15 protein-coding genes and 2 tRNA genes are annotated in these 16,781 nt (G+C 57.9%); 8 read left to right on the top strand and 9 right to left on the bottom strand.

Annotated elements, in window-relative coordinates; all coding sequences use genetic code 11:
* Window positions 1-140: 140 nt before the first annotated feature.
* On the top strand, window positions 141-1,373 hold the full coding sequence (locus ACWIUF_RS17495) for an MFS transporter (RefSeq protein WP_448573804.1): 1,233 nt from the start codon (window positions 141-143) through the stop codon (window positions 1,371-1,373).
* A gap of 66 nt (window positions 1,374-1,439) precedes the next feature.
* Here the strand turns inward: ACWIUF_RS17495 and ACWIUF_RS17490 are convergent.
* Window positions 1,440-1,513 (bottom strand) — tRNA-Arg (locus ACWIUF_RS17490).
* Between the two features lie 562 nt (window positions 1,514-2,075).
* Here ACWIUF_RS17490 and ACWIUF_RS17485 point away from each other — a divergent pair.
* The 5 genes from ACWIUF_RS17485 to ACWIUF_RS17465 all read left to right on the top strand — a co-directional run bounded on the left by ACWIUF_RS17485 (window position 2,076) and on the right by ACWIUF_RS17465 (window position 6,365).
* Window positions 2,076-2,384, top strand: a complete 309-nt coding sequence (locus ACWIUF_RS17485) for a carbon dioxide-concentrating mechanism protein CcmK (RefSeq protein ID WP_265901243.1) — start codon at window positions 2,076-2,078, stop codon at window positions 2,382-2,384.
* Window positions 2,385-2,489: 105 nt separating this feature from the next.
* Window positions 2,490-2,828 carry a carbon dioxide-concentrating mechanism protein CcmK gene (locus ACWIUF_RS17480; protein WP_265901244.1) on the top strand — a complete coding sequence of 113 codons (339 nt, stop codon included), beginning with the start codon at window positions 2,490-2,492 and terminating at the stop codon, window positions 2,826-2,828.
* A 6-nt stretch (window positions 2,829-2,834) separates the two neighbouring features.
* A complete protein-coding gene (locus tag ACWIUF_RS17475) occupies window positions 2,835-3,143 on the top strand; it encodes a EutN/CcmL family microcompartment protein (RefSeq protein WP_448573803.1) in 309 nt (102 codons plus the stop codon).
* Window positions 3,144-3,454: 311 nt separating this feature from the next.
* Window positions 3,455-5,515 carry a ribulose bisphosphate carboxylase small subunit gene (locus ACWIUF_RS17470; protein ID WP_448573802.1) on the top strand — a complete coding sequence of 687 codons (2,061 nt, stop codon included), beginning with the start codon at window positions 3,455-3,457 and terminating at the stop codon, window positions 5,513-5,515.
* Between the two features lie 169 nt (window positions 5,516-5,684).
* A complete protein-coding gene (locus tag ACWIUF_RS17465; protein WP_448573801.1) occupies window positions 5,685-6,365 on the top strand; it encodes a hypothetical protein in 681 nt (226 codons plus the stop codon).
* Here the strand turns inward: ACWIUF_RS17465 and ACWIUF_RS17460 are convergent, their stop codons facing one another.
* Window positions 6,366-6,506: a hypothetical protein gene (locus ACWIUF_RS17460; protein ID WP_448573800.1), complete on the bottom strand. Its 141-nt coding sequence runs from the start codon at window positions 6,504-6,506 to the stop codon at window positions 6,366-6,368. It abuts the gene before it with no gap.
* Window positions 6,507-6,529: 23 nt separating this feature from the next.
* Here ACWIUF_RS17460 and ACWIUF_RS17455 point away from each other — a divergent pair, with 23 nt between their 5' ends.
* Complete coding sequence (locus ACWIUF_RS17455; protein ID WP_448573799.1) at window positions 6,530-7,360, top strand: carbon dioxide-concentrating mechanism protein CcmK; 831 nt, start codon at window positions 6,530-6,532, stop codon at window positions 7,358-7,360.
* A gap of 19 nt (window positions 7,361-7,379) precedes the next feature.
* On the opposite strand, the gene ACWIUF_RS17450 is transcribed toward ACWIUF_RS17455, so the two are convergent.
* On the bottom strand, window positions 7,380-8,792 hold the full coding sequence (locus ACWIUF_RS17450; protein ID WP_448573798.1) for a (Fe-S)-binding protein: 1,413 nt from the start codon (window positions 8,790-8,792) through the stop codon (window positions 7,380-7,382).
* Between the two features lie 95 nt (window positions 8,793-8,887).
* Complete coding sequence (locus ACWIUF_RS17445; RefSeq protein ID WP_448573797.1) at window positions 8,888-9,220, bottom strand: hypothetical protein; 333 nt, start codon at window positions 9,218-9,220, stop codon at window positions 8,888-8,890.
* Window positions 9,221-9,300: 80 nt separating this feature from the next.
* On the opposite strand from ACWIUF_RS17445, the gene uvrB reads away from it, so the two are divergent.
* Window positions 9,301-11,409, top strand: coding sequence for an excinuclease ABC subunit UvrB (gene uvrB, locus ACWIUF_RS17440; RefSeq protein WP_448573796.1), 2,109 nt, complete (start codon window positions 9,301-9,303; stop codon window positions 11,407-11,409).
* A 21-nt stretch (window positions 11,410-11,430) separates the two neighbouring features.
* Here the strand turns inward: uvrB and cofH are convergent, their stop codons facing one another.
* The 5 genes from cofH to ACWIUF_RS17415 all read right to left on the bottom strand — a co-directional run.
* A complete protein-coding gene (gene cofH / locus ACWIUF_RS17435; RefSeq protein ID WP_448573795.1) occupies window positions 11,431-12,609 on the bottom strand; it encodes a 7,8-didemethyl-8-hydroxy-5-deazariboflavin synthase subunit CofH in 1,179 nt (392 codons plus the stop codon).
* Window positions 12,610-12,646: 37 nt separating this feature from the next.
* The gene (gene sppA, locus ACWIUF_RS17430) at window positions 12,647-14,491 is read right to left on the bottom strand and encodes a signal peptide peptidase SppA (protein WP_448573794.1); all 1,845 of its coding nucleotides are present in this window, start codon (window positions 14,489-14,491) and stop codon (window positions 12,647-12,649) included.
* Between the two features lie 207 nt (window positions 14,492-14,698).
* Window positions 14,699-14,779 (bottom strand) — tRNA-Leu (locus tag ACWIUF_RS17425).
* A 15-nt stretch (window positions 14,780-14,794) separates the two neighbouring features.
* Window positions 14,795-16,441, bottom strand: coding sequence for an NAD(P)H-hydrate dehydratase (locus ACWIUF_RS17420; protein WP_448573793.1), 1,647 nt, complete (start codon window positions 16,439-16,441; stop codon window positions 14,795-14,797).
* Between the two features lie 52 nt (window positions 16,442-16,493).
* Window positions 16,494-16,781, bottom strand: a 288-nt coding sequence (locus tag ACWIUF_RS17415; protein WP_448573792.1) for a hypothetical protein, incomplete at its 5' end; no start/stop codon positions are given.

The raw sequence follows: 16,781 nt of genomic DNA, 5'->3' as shown, positions 1-16,781 counted from the left end.
CTGCCCCAACCGACGGCATAGCGTTGCTTAGGCGCGTCGGCTGGGGATTGGGCGAGCAGCCCATTAGGATCGCTTAAATTACGTCTGTTAAAACTAAAAGAAACTAAAAGGTGGCCCGTGGGGTGACATGAGGTATCGACTTGAGTAAGTTAAGTCTCGATCGGACCGTCAAAATCAATTTAGCCATCCTATTCAGTGTGGGGTTGGTGTTCTGGATGAGTCTCTCCTCCATGCTGCCCGTGTTGCCACTGTATGTGGAAGATGTGGGCGGTAGCCGGCAGGCAGTGGGCTGGGCAATGGGGGCTTTTTCGATTGGCCTCTTGGCTGCTCGCTCCTGGATGGGTTACCTCGCCGATTACCGAAGCCGTAAACTGGTCCTCGCGATCGGATTAGCGGTGGCCGCGATCGCCCCGCTGGGCTATCTCTTTTTCCCCGCCCTGGTGCCCATCTTTATCACCCGTGCCTTTCATGGCGTGAGTATCGCGGCCTTTGCGACCGCCTATGTCACCTTGGTGGTCGATGTGGCTCCCCTCGCAGCACGGGGAACGTTGATTGGGTATATGAGTTTGGCAAACCCGATCGGGGCCAGTTTGGGTCCCCTGATCGGTGGCGGGATGCAGGCCAGTTGGGGGTATACGCCCCTGTTTCTGCTGGCGGCTGGGCTGGGCTGGGTGGGGTTTCTGCTGACGTTACGGGTGCAGGACTCCCGTGTTCCCCCTGACCCGACCACGACGGTGGATGCGCTGGGTACAAGTTTGCGATCGCTGCTCCGTAGCCCTCGGGTTCGGGTCCCAGCCCTAGTCTTAGTATTGTTTGGCATTTCCCTCGGTACGGTTGTGTCCTTCGTCCCCTTACTGCTACGAGAGCGGAGCATTGACCTCAACGCGGGGCTGTTCTACGCGGCGGGAGCGTCGGCGAGTTTCCTGTTGCGACCGCTGATTGGCCGGTTCTCCGATCGCTACGGGCGCGGGCTATTCATTACCTTGAGTCTGCTGTGCTATACGTTTGCGACGCTGATCCTCTGGTTGGCCCAGACAACACCCCTCTTCCTAGGGGCCGCGCTGCTGGAGGGGGCTGGGTTTGGCGTCATCATGCCGATGATTTCGGCCCTCATGGCCGATCGCTCCCTGGCGCAGGAACGGGGGCGTGTCTTGGGGGTGTGTATGGGGGGCCTGGATTTGGGGATTGCGATCGCCGGACCACTGTTGGGCCTCATTGCCGAGCACGGGGGGTACGGCCCAGCTTTTGGCCTCGCTGCCATCCTGATGGCGATCGCCCTGGGGGTGTTCGTGACCCAGATTGGCAAGGATGTGCCGCGATCGCTCCAGTTTGCCCTGGGCCGAGGCCGTGACAGCTACCGCATTTCCACCTAAACCAGCGCTCAGACAGCTTAACCTGCCATGCACGCTCCTCAGCTAAGGATCTGCCAGGATTTTGAACGGGCGAGGAGGGATTCGAACCCCCGACACCGTGGTCCGTAGCCACGTGCTCTAGTCCACTGAGCTACACGCCCTTAGCTCCGGATAATCATCCTAGCACAGCAACCGCCAGTCGCAATGTAAATTAATATTTATTGAAGTCGGTGGCAGAGCTGCTCCCCTCAAACCCTCAGGCTGGCGTGGGTACAGTGGCGAAAATGGGTATTTTCTGAGGTGCCCTTAAGGTTAAGTTAGACCAATCATCCCTTGATGTCAGGGCTGGGGGTTGTACACCGGTCAGGTTCCCTAATGATTGCTCCCCTTTTGATAAAAGTCTCTATCACAAAAGGGGATCTTTGGATTGATCAAGTTAATGATCTTCACATTTTGTCGCCAAAGCTCCCAACCCCTTTCCTAGCAACCCTGGGGGGCCTGCTGCCAGCGAGACTGGGAGCTGATGCTCATCGAAGTATTACTATTGTTAATATTTTCGATTTTGAATCAGCATTATGATCAAGATTGTCAAGCGATCCAATTCAACTTACGCTTAATTCATAAAGGTAACCACACTTTTAATGTGGATATTCCCGTAGTAAATATTCCTGGCCTTCGCGCTAGGGATCATTAAGCGTTGCACTTAGTTAAAGGATTTGAACCATGCCAATTGCAGTAGGGATGATTGAGACGAAGGGGTTTCCTGCGGTTGTAGAAGCTGCCGATGCGATGGTGAAGGCAGCGCGGGTCACACTGGTGGGCTATGAAAAAATTGGCAGTGGCCGCGTTACCGTCATTGTGCGGGGAGATGTCTCGGAAGTGCAAGCCTCGGTTTCCGCAGGCTTAGACTCAGCTCGCCGCGTGGCTGGCGGGGAAATCCTGTCCCACCACATCATCGCCCGTCCCCACGAAAACCTGGAGTATGTTTTGCCCATCCGCTATACCCCAGAAGTCGAGCAGTTCCGGGTGTAGCGATCGTGCCCTAGGGATCGCCATTGCAGGCATCAGCGATCGCCCCAACAGAATTGACTGACGATTGATTGACGATATTGACTGACGATTTAGAGGAAAGTAACAATGCCAATTGCGGTAGGGATGATTGAAACCCTGGGGTTCCCAGCGGTTGTAGAAGCAGCAGATGCAATGGTGAAAGCTGCCCGTGTGACCCTCGTCGGCTACGAAAAAATCGGTAGCGGTCGCGTGACCGTGATTGTCCGAGGAGATGTCTCGGAAGTGCAAGCCTCGGTTTCTGCCGGCTTGGATTCCGTCAAGCGCGTGGCTGGGGGCCAAATGCTCTCCCACCACATCATCGCTCGTCCCCATGAAAATCTGGAATACGTGCTGCCCATCCGCTATACCGAAGCGGTGGAACAGTTCCGTGAAAATGCGAACGCGGTTCGGCCCTATCGCGCCTAAGCCATCATGCTCATTGCCAAAGTGCGGGGCACCGTCGTGAGTACCTATAAAGAACCCAGTCTGCAAGGGGTTAAACTTTTGGTCCTCCAGTTTATGGATGACAAAGGCCAACCCCTACCGGGCTACGAGGTAGCTGCTGATACCGTAGGCGCAGGGGTGGGTGAGTGGGTGCTGGTGAGTCGCGGCAGTCCGGCTCGGCAGGTGCGGGATAGCCTGGATCGTCCGATCGATGCTGCGGTTGTTGCCATCATCGACACCATTAACGTCGAAAATCGCTTGATTTACAGCAAACGAGAAGACGAGGCGCGATCGTGACGTGCGAAGCGAGCCGAGGCACCTAGCCATGACCAGTGGTGTGAGCCTAACTCACGGGGGTGGTTGGGGTGGCCCAGAAGTGGCTGACTGGCAAAGGTAACCCCAGTAAGTAACCCCGGTAAACGGTAACCCCCATCGCGCGTGGATACTGGCAAAGGTCTGCTCACCAGACGATCCCGATAGAGTCCTTGTCAACATCCATCCCAAGCTAGCAATTGACGGTCATGGATTGCTTTTAATTCCGGTTAATTGCGGTTTAGTGACCGCTGATTTGAACGCTTGATCTGCGCTGAGTTTAAGAGGTTTCATTCATGGTTGCCCATCCGACTCCCCCAGGGAGTGCAACCCGCATCGCGGCTCCCCCCACCCCCTGGTCCCAGACCCTTGCGGAACCGAAGATTCATGCCACCGCCTATGTCCACCCTTCCGCCAGTATTATTGGCGATGTGCAGGTAGGTGCCAACGTTCTGATCGCTCCCGGTACCTCCGTGCGGGCGGATGAAGGGGCACCATTCCGCATTGGGGAGGGTAGCAATATCCAGGATGGCGTTGTCATTCATGGTTTAGAGCGGGGCCGCGTGCTGGGCGATGACCAGCAGGAGTATTCGGTCTGGATTGGCCAGAACACCTCAATTACCCACAAGGCCCTAGTGCATGGTCCTTGTTACATTGGCAATGATTGTTTTATTGGCTTTCGTTCCACCGTTTTTAATGCCCGGATTGGTCACGGTTGCATCATTATGATGCATGTGCTGATCCAGGATGTGGAAATTCCAGCGGGGAAATATGTGCCCTCCGGGGCCGTCATTACCCATCAGCAGCAAGTCGATCGCCTGACGGACGTGCGGGCCGAGGACTTGAACTTTGCCAGCCACGTGATTTCAATTAACGATGCCCTGCGGGCGGGCTACCACTGTGCCGCCGATGCCAGTTGTATTAACCCGATCCGCAATGCCATCACACCCGATGACCCAACACACACACACGGACGCAGCGACGCGACTGAAGGAGGCAGGAGTATGAGCTATGGACTTAGTTCTGAGGTAGTAACTCAGGTTCGCAATTTACTTTCACAAGGCTACCGGATTGGCACGGAACACGCCGATGCCCGCCGCTTCCGCACGGGGTCCTGGCAGACCTGTGCCCCCATCCAATCCACCTACGAGGCCGAAGTGCTGAAGGGGTTGGGGGCCTGTCTCCAGGAACATGCAGGGGAATATGTGCGCCTGCTGGGGATTGATACCCAGGCAAAACGCCGAGTCCTGGAAATGATCATTCAGCAGCCGAATGGTAACCCTCCAGCACCCAGCAGCATGGGTAGCCGGGTGGCTACCGCCCCCAGTCAACCGGTGAGTGCAGGCGCAACGACGGGAGCGAGTGCCGACGTGGCCAGTCAGGTCCGTCGCTTCCTGTCCCAAGGTTGCCGGATTGGGTTGGAGTATGCCAACGATCGCCGTTTTCGGACTGGGTCCTGGCAAAGTGCCGCCCTCCAAGCCACCCACGAAGCGGGTATCCTCTCAGAACTGAACGCCTTCCTGCAAGAACATGCCAACGAATATGTGCGCCTCTTGGGGGTTGATCCCCAAGCGAAACGGCGGGTAGGAGAGGTCTTAATCCAACGGCCCGGTCAAGCCGCCGCGATCGCGACCGATAGCCGCAGTAGTGCCGCCAGTCGTAGCGACAGTGCCCCTAGCTTTCGCAGTTATAGCCCGTCCGGCAATGGTCATGGGGGTGGGGAGCTCGCCAGCCAAGTCCGGCAACTCCTGGCCCAGGGCTACCAGGTTGGGGTGGAATATGCCAACGAACGCCGCTTCCGCACGGGGTCCTGGCAAAACGGCTCGATTCAAGCTAGCCATGAACCTGGCATCCTGGCCGAACTCGAGGCGTTCCTACGGGATCATGCGGGCGAGTATGTGCGCCTACTGGGGATTGATGCCAACGCGAAGCGCCGGGTGTCGGAGCAAATCATTCAGCGACCCAATGGCCAGAGCAATGGGAATGGGTCGGCGGCCTCAACCGCCGGTAAGGGCTTTGGGCAATCCTCCTACAGTGCCGCCAAGTCTAGCGGACGATCGCCGGGGAATGGGACGGCCAGCCGTGCCGCCGCCACCGCCCTCGCTGCCGATATCGTGAGCCAGGTGCGTAAACTCCTATCCCAGGGGTATCGCATTGGCACGGAACACGCCACCCCCCGCCGCTTCCGCACGAGTTCCTGGGAAAGCTGTGCCCCTATCCCCTCGACTTCGGAGCGCGATGTCCTCCAAGCGCTTGAGGCCTGTTTGCAGGAACACCAGGGGGAATATGTGCGGCTGTTGGGGATTGATACCCAGGCAAAACGGCGAGTCCTGGAATTGGTCATCCAGAAGCCCTAGTGCCCCCTAGTGGTTGATCAAGCGTGATGTTGTCGGTTGGGGCAAACCCAGAGCGATCCCACAAGGCTGGTAAATGTCTTGGGCCTCACACACTCGACACCAACCTACCCGTCTCCTTTTTCGGCATGACAGACCACTAGCCCTCGTTGATCCTAGCCCTCTCGAATCCATGCACCTGCAACCGCTCCGATCGCCGGACTTATCAACCTACCTGAGTGGCGATGTGGTCATCCATCGTGATGCGGTCATCGCCCCAGGGGTGTTGATGCTGGCCGATCCCGGCAGTCGGATCATCATCGGTGCTGGGGTTTGTATTGGCTTGGGGGCGATCCTCCATGCCCACGGCGGTGACTTGACGATCGAAGCCGGGGCTACCCTGGGGGCTGGCGTCCTAGTCGTTGGGGCGGGCTGTATTGGGGCCAATACCTGTGTTGGCGCAACGACCACAGTGTTCAATACCTCGATCGATCGCGGTCAACTGATTCCCCCGGCCTCCCTCCTCGGCGACACCAGTCGGCAGATTGGGGAAACGCCAGAGAAACCGATCCTGGAGGCAGAGCATACGGTGTTCCACTCGGAAGTTCGCTATGCCGTTCCGGAAGCATCAGTAGGGCCTCCCCCAGCGTCACAACCAGAGCCAACCGCCACGGCAACCACGGCTCCGGCAGTGACCACACCAGCGGCAGCCACACCCGCGTCATCCCCCCCGGTATCTGAATCGTCGCCTGCGCCTGAACCTGAATTATCGCCAAAACCACCGGGGTCGGTCTATGGTAAGGCCCATTTTGAGCGGTTACGGTATTATTTGTTCTCGCCGCCGCCGGGATCGTCCCCAGCGGGCGGTGAGTAGTTAGGAAGGCGGATCATCGCCTTTATGTTCTGTGCTGGTGGGATAGCCGCCTCGGCTGTCCCGGCCATTGCGGCGGTCTCCCGTTTGCCCATCGCCCGATCGCGGCAGCCATAGCATCGAATGGGGTTTCTGTGTCACCATTGGATTGGTAAGTAGAGAACACCATGCAGATTCACCCCCAAATTACAGCATCGTCTCCAAACGGGCGGGGTACCGGTTCCCTCGATCTGAAGCCCAGTAGCGGGAGGCCCCCAGCACAACCGGACTTGGGAGCGTTGGGGTTGGTGTGTACCCACAGTTTTCCTGCCATTATTGGCACCGCCGACATGATGCTCAAGTCGGCAGATGTCAAGCTGGTGGGCTATGAAAAAACGGGGAGTGGTTTTTGTACGGCGATCGTGCGCGGACGGTTTGCCGATGTCCGGTTAGCCGTGAGCCAGGGGGCGGAAACGGCGAAGCAGTTTGAACAATTTGTCTCCAGCCTCGTGTTACCTCGGCCACTGCCCAATTTGGAATTGGTCTTACCGATTAGTAAAGATTTTGCCCGGATTGCCGCCCAGCAGGAAGGGAGTCGCATCAGTACCCATGCGGTGGGGTTACTGGAAACTCGCGGTTTTCCGGCAATGGTGGGGGCGGCGGACGCTATGCTCAAGTCAGCCAATGTGCAATTGGTGGGCTACGAGACGATCGGCGATGGCCTATGTACGGCGATCGTGCAAGGGCGGGTGAGTGATGTCACGATCGCCGTGGAAGCGGGCATGTATGAAGCCGAACGGATTGGCGAACTCCATGCGATCATGGTCATTCCCCGGCCCCTGGAAGAACTCATGCAAGTGTTACCCCTGGCTAATCTGCAAGCCGAAGCCCCCCAACCCCTCCGCTTCCCGGTGGTCATCAAGGAAAAAGCCACCGAAACCGTAGTGGCCCAGTTGCCGGAATCGCAAGCGGCACCGCTACAGATGGAAAATGTCCCGCTTCACGAAGAGCAGTCCTGAGCCAACGCGCTCGGTGCGATCATCTCCCCGCAACCGGCGCGTCAGGCGTTAGGGATACGCCCCGGATGGCGCGATCAAGCAACTGGATCGGATGCCACACCGAAATCGTTTGCCCCTGTGCCCGCAGATGCAGTTGTAGCTGAAGCGTACACCCCGGATTCGCGGAGGCAATCAGATCGGGTTGGGTGGCCAATAGGTTTTGCACCTTCTGCTGGCCTAACTCGGCGGCCACATCCGGTTGCAGCATATTGTAAACCCCGGCACTACCACAACACAGGGCCGCATCCACCGGTTCCCGTAGCACCAGGTTGGGGATCTGGCGTAATAACTGGCGCGGTTGCACACTGATGCGCTGGCCGTGGAGCAAATGGCAGGCATCCTGATACACCACCGTCAGGGGCCGATCGCCCGCCAAGGGGTGCAAGGGAACCGTTAACCCCACCTCGGCCAAAAATTCCTGCACATCCCGCACTTGTTGGGCAAAGGCAACAGCCCGATCGCGGTAGACCGGATCATCCTGCAACAGGTGCCCGTATTCCTTTAAGGTATGGCCACAGCCAGCCGCATTGATGATAATCGCATCCACCCCCGTCTGGGCAAACCGATCGATCATCTGACGGGCCAGGGTTTGCGCCTGGGCTTCTTCGCCTTGATGGTAGGGCAACGCCGCACAACAGCCCTGGCCGGCGGGAATCACCACCTCACAACCATTAGCGGTCAATACCCGCACGGTTGCCGCATTCACCGCATCAAAAAACAACTGCTGTACACAGCCCAAAATCATGCCCACCCGATATCGCCGCGTTCCCTGGGCCGGAATCACCCCTGTTTGGGGCACTGGGGCCGGTCCCGATAGCGTGGGCAAGAGCGCCTCCATTGCCGCCAATTGGGGGGAGATCCGGGCCAACAGTTGGCTTTTTTGGACCCAAGTTTGTAGGCCCGAGCGTTGATAGAGGCGGAAAAACGGCAGGAACCAACGCAGGCGATCGGGGTAGGGAAACAGTTGAAAAATTAGAGTGCGGAGCCAGCGATCGGCGAGGGGGCGATCGTAATTCCGTTCCACCTGGGGTCGCGTTGCGGCAATCAACTGGTCATACTGCACCCCCGACGGGCAGGTACTCACACAGGCCAAACAGCCCAAGCAACTATCAAAGTGACCCACCGTTGCCGCAGTGAGGCCCGCTTCCCCTTCATTGATGGCATCCATCAGGTAGATCCGCCCACGGGGTGAATCGGTTTCCTTCCCAATCACCCGATAGCTCGGACAGGTGGCTAGGCAAAACCCGCAATGGACACAGGTATCGATTAACTTCGGGTCGGGGGGGTGCTGCGCATCAAAGGGGGCACCGCTGGTTGGCAACGTTGTTCCTGGCAAAGAGCTAGGGGACAGCGGCGTCGATAACGGAACCGCAGAGGCGATCGGGGTTTGCATGGGGGTCTAAAGGGGTCTGTACGGATTGAGCCTAATCCCATTGTGCCGTAGAAGCCGCCGCGCTCATTCCCCTGTCCGGCCAGCGGCCAGGCACTTCACCCTAGCGTCACTGGTCCTAGTGCCTCTGGATCAATCCCCAACTCCCGCAGCTTGGCGGCCAGCACAGCATTACGTTGCTGTTCGGCGTCCAACTGTTGCTGCGCCTGCATGGCTGATTCTTCTGGGGTCGGGACTCGCTCGCCGGCGGGGGTGAAGAACCGCAGTTGCTCGTGGTCAACCCCCAGGGATAGCCCCAATTGCTCGCTCCAGTCACTATCGAGGTCAGTGGGGGGCCATATGACCCAAGGGGCCACGGCAGCCTCCCCAGCCGTTGCAACGGTTTCAGGGAAAGGAGACTGCGTGGCGGTGTCTGGGATAGCAGCAGACATAGGGTGATTGGCTCATGGCAGGAGGAAATGGTTTTACGCTAGCGGTTTTTCCTGAAAAATAGGCATCATAGGAACAGTGATTGGCTATTTCCGCAAGCATCAATATGGATTTTCAAATTCAAGCGCCCTTTGAACCCACAGGTGATCAACCCCAGGCGATCGCGCAACTCAGCCAACTCCTGCGCCAAGACTATCCATTCCAAACCCTCCTGGGAGCAACAGGGACCGGTAAAACCCATACGATGGCACGGGTTATTGCCGAAATTGGTAAACCCACTTTGGTATTAGCCCATAACAAAACCCTAGCCGCCCAACTGTGCAATGAATTACGGGAATTTTTTCCCCATAATGCGGTTGAGTATTTCATCTCTTATTATGACTACTACCAGCCGGAAGCCTATATTCCGGTAACCGATACCTATATTGAAAAAAGCGCTTCAATCAACGAGGAAATTGATATGTTGCGCCACTCGGCTACCCGATCGCTGTTTGAACGGCGGGATGTGATTGTGGTTGCTTCCATCAGTTGTATTTACGGTCTAGGCATTCCTGCGGAATACTTGAAAGCGGCGATTTCACTTAAGGTAGGGATGGCAGCCGATCAGCGACGGGTTTTGCGCGACTTATCGACCATTCAATATACCCGTAACGATCTAGATTTAGGGCGGGGACGCTTTCGGGTCAAAGGGGATGTCTTAGAAATTGGTCCGGCCTATGAGGATCGCATTATTCGGGTAGAATTTTTCGGAGACGAGATTGATGCCATTCGTTACATTGATCCCATTACCGGCGCAACGTTGCAAAGCCTGGAAGCCGTGAATATTTATCCGGCTCGTCACTTTGTGACCCCGGCGGATCGTCTGGAGGCAGCCTGTGACGCGATCGCGGCGGAACTCAAGGAACAGCTCCAAGTGTTGGAAGCGGCGGGCAAATTATTAGAGGCTCAACGCCTGGATCAACGCACCCGCTATGACCTGGAAATGTTACGACAAGTGGGTTACTGCAACGGGGTTGAAAACTATTCCCGCCACTTGGCTGGGCGGGCTGCGGGTGAACCGCCCGAATGCTTGATTGATTACTTTCCCCAGGACTGGCTGCTGGTGATGGATGAATCCCACGTAACGGTGCCCCAATTGCGGGGGATGTATAACGGTGACCAGGCCCGCAAGCGAGTCTTGATTGATCATGGTTTCCGGTTGCCCAGTGCAGCGGATAATCGTCCCCTGAAGGCAGAAGAATTTTGGCAGAAGGTGCGTCAATGTGTGTTTGTGTCTGCCACGCCTGGGGATTGGGAATTGGAGCAGTCGGGCGGCGAGTTTGAGGTAATTGCCAACGGCAAAGTGGACACCAAAGTTTATCTGCCGGGGACTGGGCGGGTGGTGGAGCAGGTGATTCGACCGACGGGGGTACTTGATCCGGAAATCTTTGTCCGGCCTACGCACGGTCAGGTGGATGATTTGTATAGTGAAATTCAACAGCGGGTGCAGCGTCAAGAACGGGTTTTGATTACCACTCTAACCAAGCGCATGGCGGAGGATTTGACTGAATATCTCCAAGAACGCCAAATCCGGGTGCGCTATTTGCATTCGGAAATTCATTCGATCGAGCGTATTGAAATTCTCCAGGATCTGCGCCAAGGGGAATTTGATGTTCTGATTGGGGTCAACCTGTTACGGGAGGGCTTAGATCTGCCCGAAGTGTCATTAGTGGCGATCCTGGATGCGGATAAGGAAGGGTTTCTGCGGGCGACGCGATCGCTGATCCAAACCATTGGTCGGGCGGCCCGTCATATTCGCGGACAAGCGATTCTCTATGCTGACAATATGACCGATAGTATGGTCCGGGCGATCGACGCCACCCAGCGGCGGCGGGAGATCCAGATGGCCTATAACGAGCAGCATGGGATTACACCCCAACCCATTCGTCCGCGATCAAGCAATGCGATTCTCTCCTTCCTGGAAATTTCCCGTCGCTTGAATGCCCAGGAACTCGAAACCGCCTACGAACACTTGACAGAACTGCCCCTAGAGCAAATCCCAGAGTTGATCACCCAATTAGAAGCCCAAATGAAGGCCGCAGCGAAAAATCTGGAGTTTGAAGAGGCAGCTAAGTTTCGCGATCAAATTAAACACCTGCGCGATCAATTATTAGGCCAGCGATCGTTCAACTCAACGCGTGACCTTAACTGAGTGTGAGTTCAGGGAAACCGTCTATTGCAACGGAGCTTGATAGAGGGTATCGCGCTGGCGGTAGGGTCTGCCGATCGCGATCGCGGCTCCCTGCAAATCCGCCACCTCCAGACAGGTTCCCCCTTGGGCACCGGCCATTGTCGAAATATGCTCCTCCATGAGGGTACCGCCAATGTCATTGCACCCCCAGGTAAGGGCCGCAGTCGCGCCAGCTAAGCCTAACTTGACCCAACTGGGCTGGTGGTTGGCAATCCAGTTACCCAGGAAAATCCGGGCAACAGCCATCAGTAAGAGCGCATCGGCCAACACGGGCTGATCGCGCCCAACCCGCCGCCGCAAGGAAGGAGGCGCATCCTGGCCCACAAAGGGCAGCAGAATAAATTCGGTGATGCGGGCTGGATAGCCCTGGGCGATCGCCGTCTGCTGGAGCGAGCGCAAGTGGTTGAGGTGTTCGATCTGGTGGGCGGGCGTTTCAATGTGGCCCGATAGGAGGGTGCTGGTGCTGGGCAAGCCCAGCCGATGGGCCGTGCTGACGATATCCAGCCAGGTGGCGGTATTGATTTTTTCTGGACAGAGGACCTGACGCACCCGATCGTTCAGCACTTCCGCCGCAGTGCCCGGCATCGATCCGACGCCAGCAGCTTGGAGGGTGCTAATCACATCAGCACAGGATCGCTGGTCTTCCCGCGCGATAAAGGCAATTTCCTGGGGGGAAAAGGCATGGAGGTGGATCTGGGGAAAGGCGGCTTTAATCGTGGTAACCAGTTGCTCATAGTAGGCCAGGGTTGAGCCGCCCAGCTTCGCCGCTGGATTCAGGCCCCCCTGCATACAAATTTCCGTCGCGCCCCGTCTTACGGCATCTTCCGTCTTGGCCAGAATCGTGTCCCAATCCAGCCAGTAGGCTCCCGGTTGGTCCGCATCCCGCCGAAAGGCACAGAAGTTGCAATGCTGTTCGCAGATATTGGTGAAGTTAATATTGCGGTTGATCACATAGGTAACCGTATCCCCGGCTTGTCGCTGGCGGAGCTGATCGGCAGTGTCGCGGATTTGGGCGATCAGGTCCGAGTTGGTGGTTTGCAATAGGGCGATCGCTTCAGCGACGGTCAGGTCAGTGCCATCCAGAGCCTTGGCCAGCATCTCCGGAATCGGTGGCGGCGAATTGCGGGTAGGTTGGGAGGTGCGGGGGGAGGTTAAGGGCATGGTTCAAAATTCAAAATTCATACTGTTTATTTCAGGTTTATTTCAGGGTGAGGTTGAAGGGCAGGCGGGCATACAGACCCAGGGGGGCAGGATGGGCCTGGAGCCAGGTGAGGGTTTGTTGCAGGCGTTGCCCCTCGGCGGTGAGGAGCGATAGACCGGAGGCTGGGGTTGGGTTGGGGGTGGGGAGGAGTTTGAGGGCGATCGCACGCTGGAATAGGCGCTGGAGTAGCTGTTCTTCTAGCCTGCGTTGGGGAGGATATTCTGCGAGTTGCCAGTTATCGCCTAATTGGGCCTGTTCGGCAGCATAGGCGATCGCATCGTCCAGGTTACCGAGTTCATCGACTAGCCCTAACTTCTGGGCCGTTAACCCAGACCAGACCCGTCCTTCAGCCATCGCTGCCACCTTGGCCTTAGGTAGGTTACGGGCTTCCGAGATCGCCGTGAGAAAGCGATCGTAGATCTGATCAGCAAATTGTTGGCGCAGGGCCAGTTCTTGGGCTGTCAGCGGACGGGTCAGGGTTTCGCCTTCGGCAGCGGGGGCGGTTTTAATCGCATCAAAGGTCACCCCCTGGTTATTGGCCAATTGTTGGATATTGAGATGAATGCCAAAGACACCGATCGACCCTGTAATGGTTGTCGGTTCCGCAAAAATATGCCCTGCCGGGACAGCAATGCCATATCCCCCAGAGGCCGCCATATCGCCCATTGAAACGATCACGGGCTTGACTTTTTGGGTTAGGGCCACCTCCCGTTGGATCAGTTCCGACGCGATCGCGCCCCCCCCAGGGCTGTTAATCCGCAGGACGATCGCCTTCACCTGCTCATCGAGGCGCAGGGTGCGTAAATCGCGAATCAGGCGATCGCTGCCAATACTCGGTTGGCCATCTATGCCTTCACCCGTGGTAATGTCCCCTTCCGCGTAGACAAGCGCCAGCCGAGGACGGTTATCCAGGGCAGGCGAAGGGGGAGTCAGGGTATCTGCGTAGGCACGGACGCCAATCTGGCGAAAGGGATCATCCCCCTCTGGTTTACCGCTGAGTTGCCGCAGTTCCGCCCACAGTTCATCTTCATAAACAAGACGATCCACCAAGCCTTGGGTTTTGGCCTGCGCCGCCGTCAGTAAACCGCCCTGGTTAGCGATGGTCTGTATATCTTGGGGACGCAGTTGGCGGGCCTCACTCACCTGGGCCAGGGTAGTTTGCCAGAGATCCCCCAGCCACTGCTGGGTTTGGGTAATACTTTCCCGACTGCTTTGGGTTAACAGCAACGGCTCAACCGCAGATTTATACTGGCCGACGCGCACCACTTGCACCCCCACCCCAAACTTTTTGAGGGCACCCGCTAAAAAGACGTTTTCAACCCCGAAGCCATTGAGTTCCAGGGCGCCAATCGGGTTCATCGCCAGGGTATCTGATTCGGTAGCCAAGACATAGGCGGGTTCCGCCCAGTCCACCGCATAGGCCAGCACCGGTTTGCCGCTGGCGCGAAATTGGGCGATCGCCGATCGCACCGTCTGGAGTGAAGCAGGACCGGCCAGACCGGTTCCGGCCCGCCCATCCAGGAACAGGGCCACAATATTGTCATCGGTGGCCGCTTGGGTGAGGGCCTGGGTGAGGGAATGCAGGGTAATGTGGGTATCCTCCTCACCGAGGAGGACTTGACTGAACACACTCGCCGGATCAAAAGGCGGCGGCGAATCGGTCACACTCAGGGCAAGATCAAAGACTAAAATCGACTGGGCCTTGACCTTAGGCGTGGGTTCACGGCTGGCGGTGGCAACCAGCAGGAACAGCAAGAGCGCCCCAAACCCGGTAATCACCAGGGAAGAGAACAGGATTAACCCAACGACCGTGGCGAGGATTTGTTTAAGAAAATCACGCATAGAAAAACGTTAGCCACCCAACGATTGCCGGACTGAGATTGCGGGCGCATGAGCGAGCGGGGCGCGGCCCCCAGCCGCTCGGGTTAATCCCTACCCCCATCCTACTCTGGATAATGAGGGTGACGGCAATCGACCTGCCGCCATCGCTTTAGCTATCGCCTGACGTTACGGCGGGAATTGGGATGTCCCCTATGCGGTCATAACCCATGCGGACGGAGAGACTCGAACTCTCACGTCAAAGACACTAGAACCTAAATCTAGCGCGTCTACCAATTCCGCCACGTCCGCAGATGCCTAGCTCCCCTATCGTACCAAATTTCCTTGCTGTCGCTGCAAAGCTGGCAGGAGATAGGTGCTTAAGGTCTGGGCATCGACCCCCAGGAGGGTCCGTTCAGCCGCCGCTAACCGTCCTGCTTGGGCATGCCACCATACCCCCGCCGCGATCGCGTCCCCCATCGCCTCACCGGCGATTCCCGCCGGGAGCGCTGCGCGAATTGCCGCCTGGGCCATCAGGCCGCCGAGTAGCCCCGTCAACACGTCACCACTGCCCCCCCGGGCTAGGGCCGGTGTACTGTCGGGATTGATCCATCGGGGGCCATCGGGGACCGCGACGATCGTCCGTGCCCCCTTAAGAACCACGATCGCGCCACTGGTTTGGGCTGCCCGCGCCGCCTGGGTGACTCCATCGGTTTCGCTGGTTGCGAGGGTTGGGAACAGCCGCCGAAATTCCCCCGCATGGGGTGTGAGAACGGTGGGGGCACGCCGATCGCGGCAAGCACTGGCAACGGTCTGCGTGGCTAACCAGTTCAGCCCGTCGGCATCCAACAGCAGGGGACAGGCCTTAACGGCCAATAGCCGTGCTAGCACCGCTGCTGCGTCCAGGGTTAATCCCGGTCCCGCAGCGATCGCGCTGTAGGGACAATGGGTGATCAAATCCAAATCGGTGGGCAGATCAGCGATCGCCCCCGTTGCCGTCTCCGGACAACCCAGGATGAGGGCATCGGGCAGGTGACTTACGAAAAAGGGTTTAAGCCGTTGGGGCACCGCGATCGAGAGCATCCCCACACCACTGGCCCGTGCGCCTAACCCGGCCAGCAGGGCCGCGCCCTGATAGCGTTCCGAGCCAGCGATGAGGAGCAAATGGCCTTGCTGATACTTGTGGGTGAGGGGGGGGCGATGCAGGGGCAACTGGGCGATCGCCGTAGCCGCAGTGAGTCGCTGGATGGGGGGGACTGTCCCCACCACGGCCTGGACCACCGCCAAGGGCAGACCAAAATCGATCAGGCTGAGATGCCCGCCGTAGGGGAGGGCAGGGTCCTGCAACAGGCCAAGCTTCCACAGGCCCAAACACAGGGTGTGATCGGCCCGGATAGCGGTCCCTAAGGGCTGCCCCGTATCAGTGTGTAGGCCAGAGGGCAGATCAATACTCACGATCGCGGCCCCGGATTGGCTCACGCGATCGACTAGGGTTGCCATATCCCCAGCTAAGGGCCGTTCCAAGCCAAAGCCAAACAAACCATCGATCACTAGGCCACAGGCGAGAAGGGGGGCGATCGTGTCTACCCAGGGAATGCCTAAATACTGGGCATACTGGGCATGGTTGGCGGTTAAGGGCTTTTGTTTGGCGATCGGGGCATGAATGAGAACGGTGTACCCTTGCAGATGAAGTTCACGGGCTACGACCAGCGCATCGCCGCCATTGTGGCCGGGACCGACCAATACGCCCACAGCTTGACCAGCCAGTTGGGTACGGGGATAGAGGGCTTGAATGCGGGTCGCCACCAAACCAGCCACCTTTTCCATCAGGGCGGCAACCGGCATCCCCGCCGCGAACACCTGGGCCTCAATTTCCCGCATCTGGGCCGCTGTCACCACCCAGCGCTCGAGGTCTGCTGGCCGCCCTTCGCCAAATTCCGAGGGTGATACTCCGGGCCGTAATGGTGCTGTCATGACCTCATCCCCCTGCCCATGCATTCAACCCGTTATTTCAGCGGTGAACTCCCTAATACCCAAAATAAACCCGACTATTGCGAAAGCCCGAACTTTGTAAAAAGTTATTCCAAAACTCCGCCTGACTGCGCCGATCGTAGGGACCGATCGCCACGTGTGGTCCTCGGGGTTGCGATCGGGTGACCACGCGTAACTCACTGCCCCCCAACACCTGCACCCGATTGGCAATCAAGGGCAATTCATCCTCCCGACCCGGAATCACCACAAAATAGGCCCGCACCCGTTCCGGGGGCAGCACCACTGGAGGTTGGGGATTAACAATCGGGGGGAGAATTTGGGG

It is taken from the genome of Trichothermofontia sp. (assembly GCF_053493415.1).
This window is presented reverse-complemented; position numbering and strand designations above follow the sequence as displayed.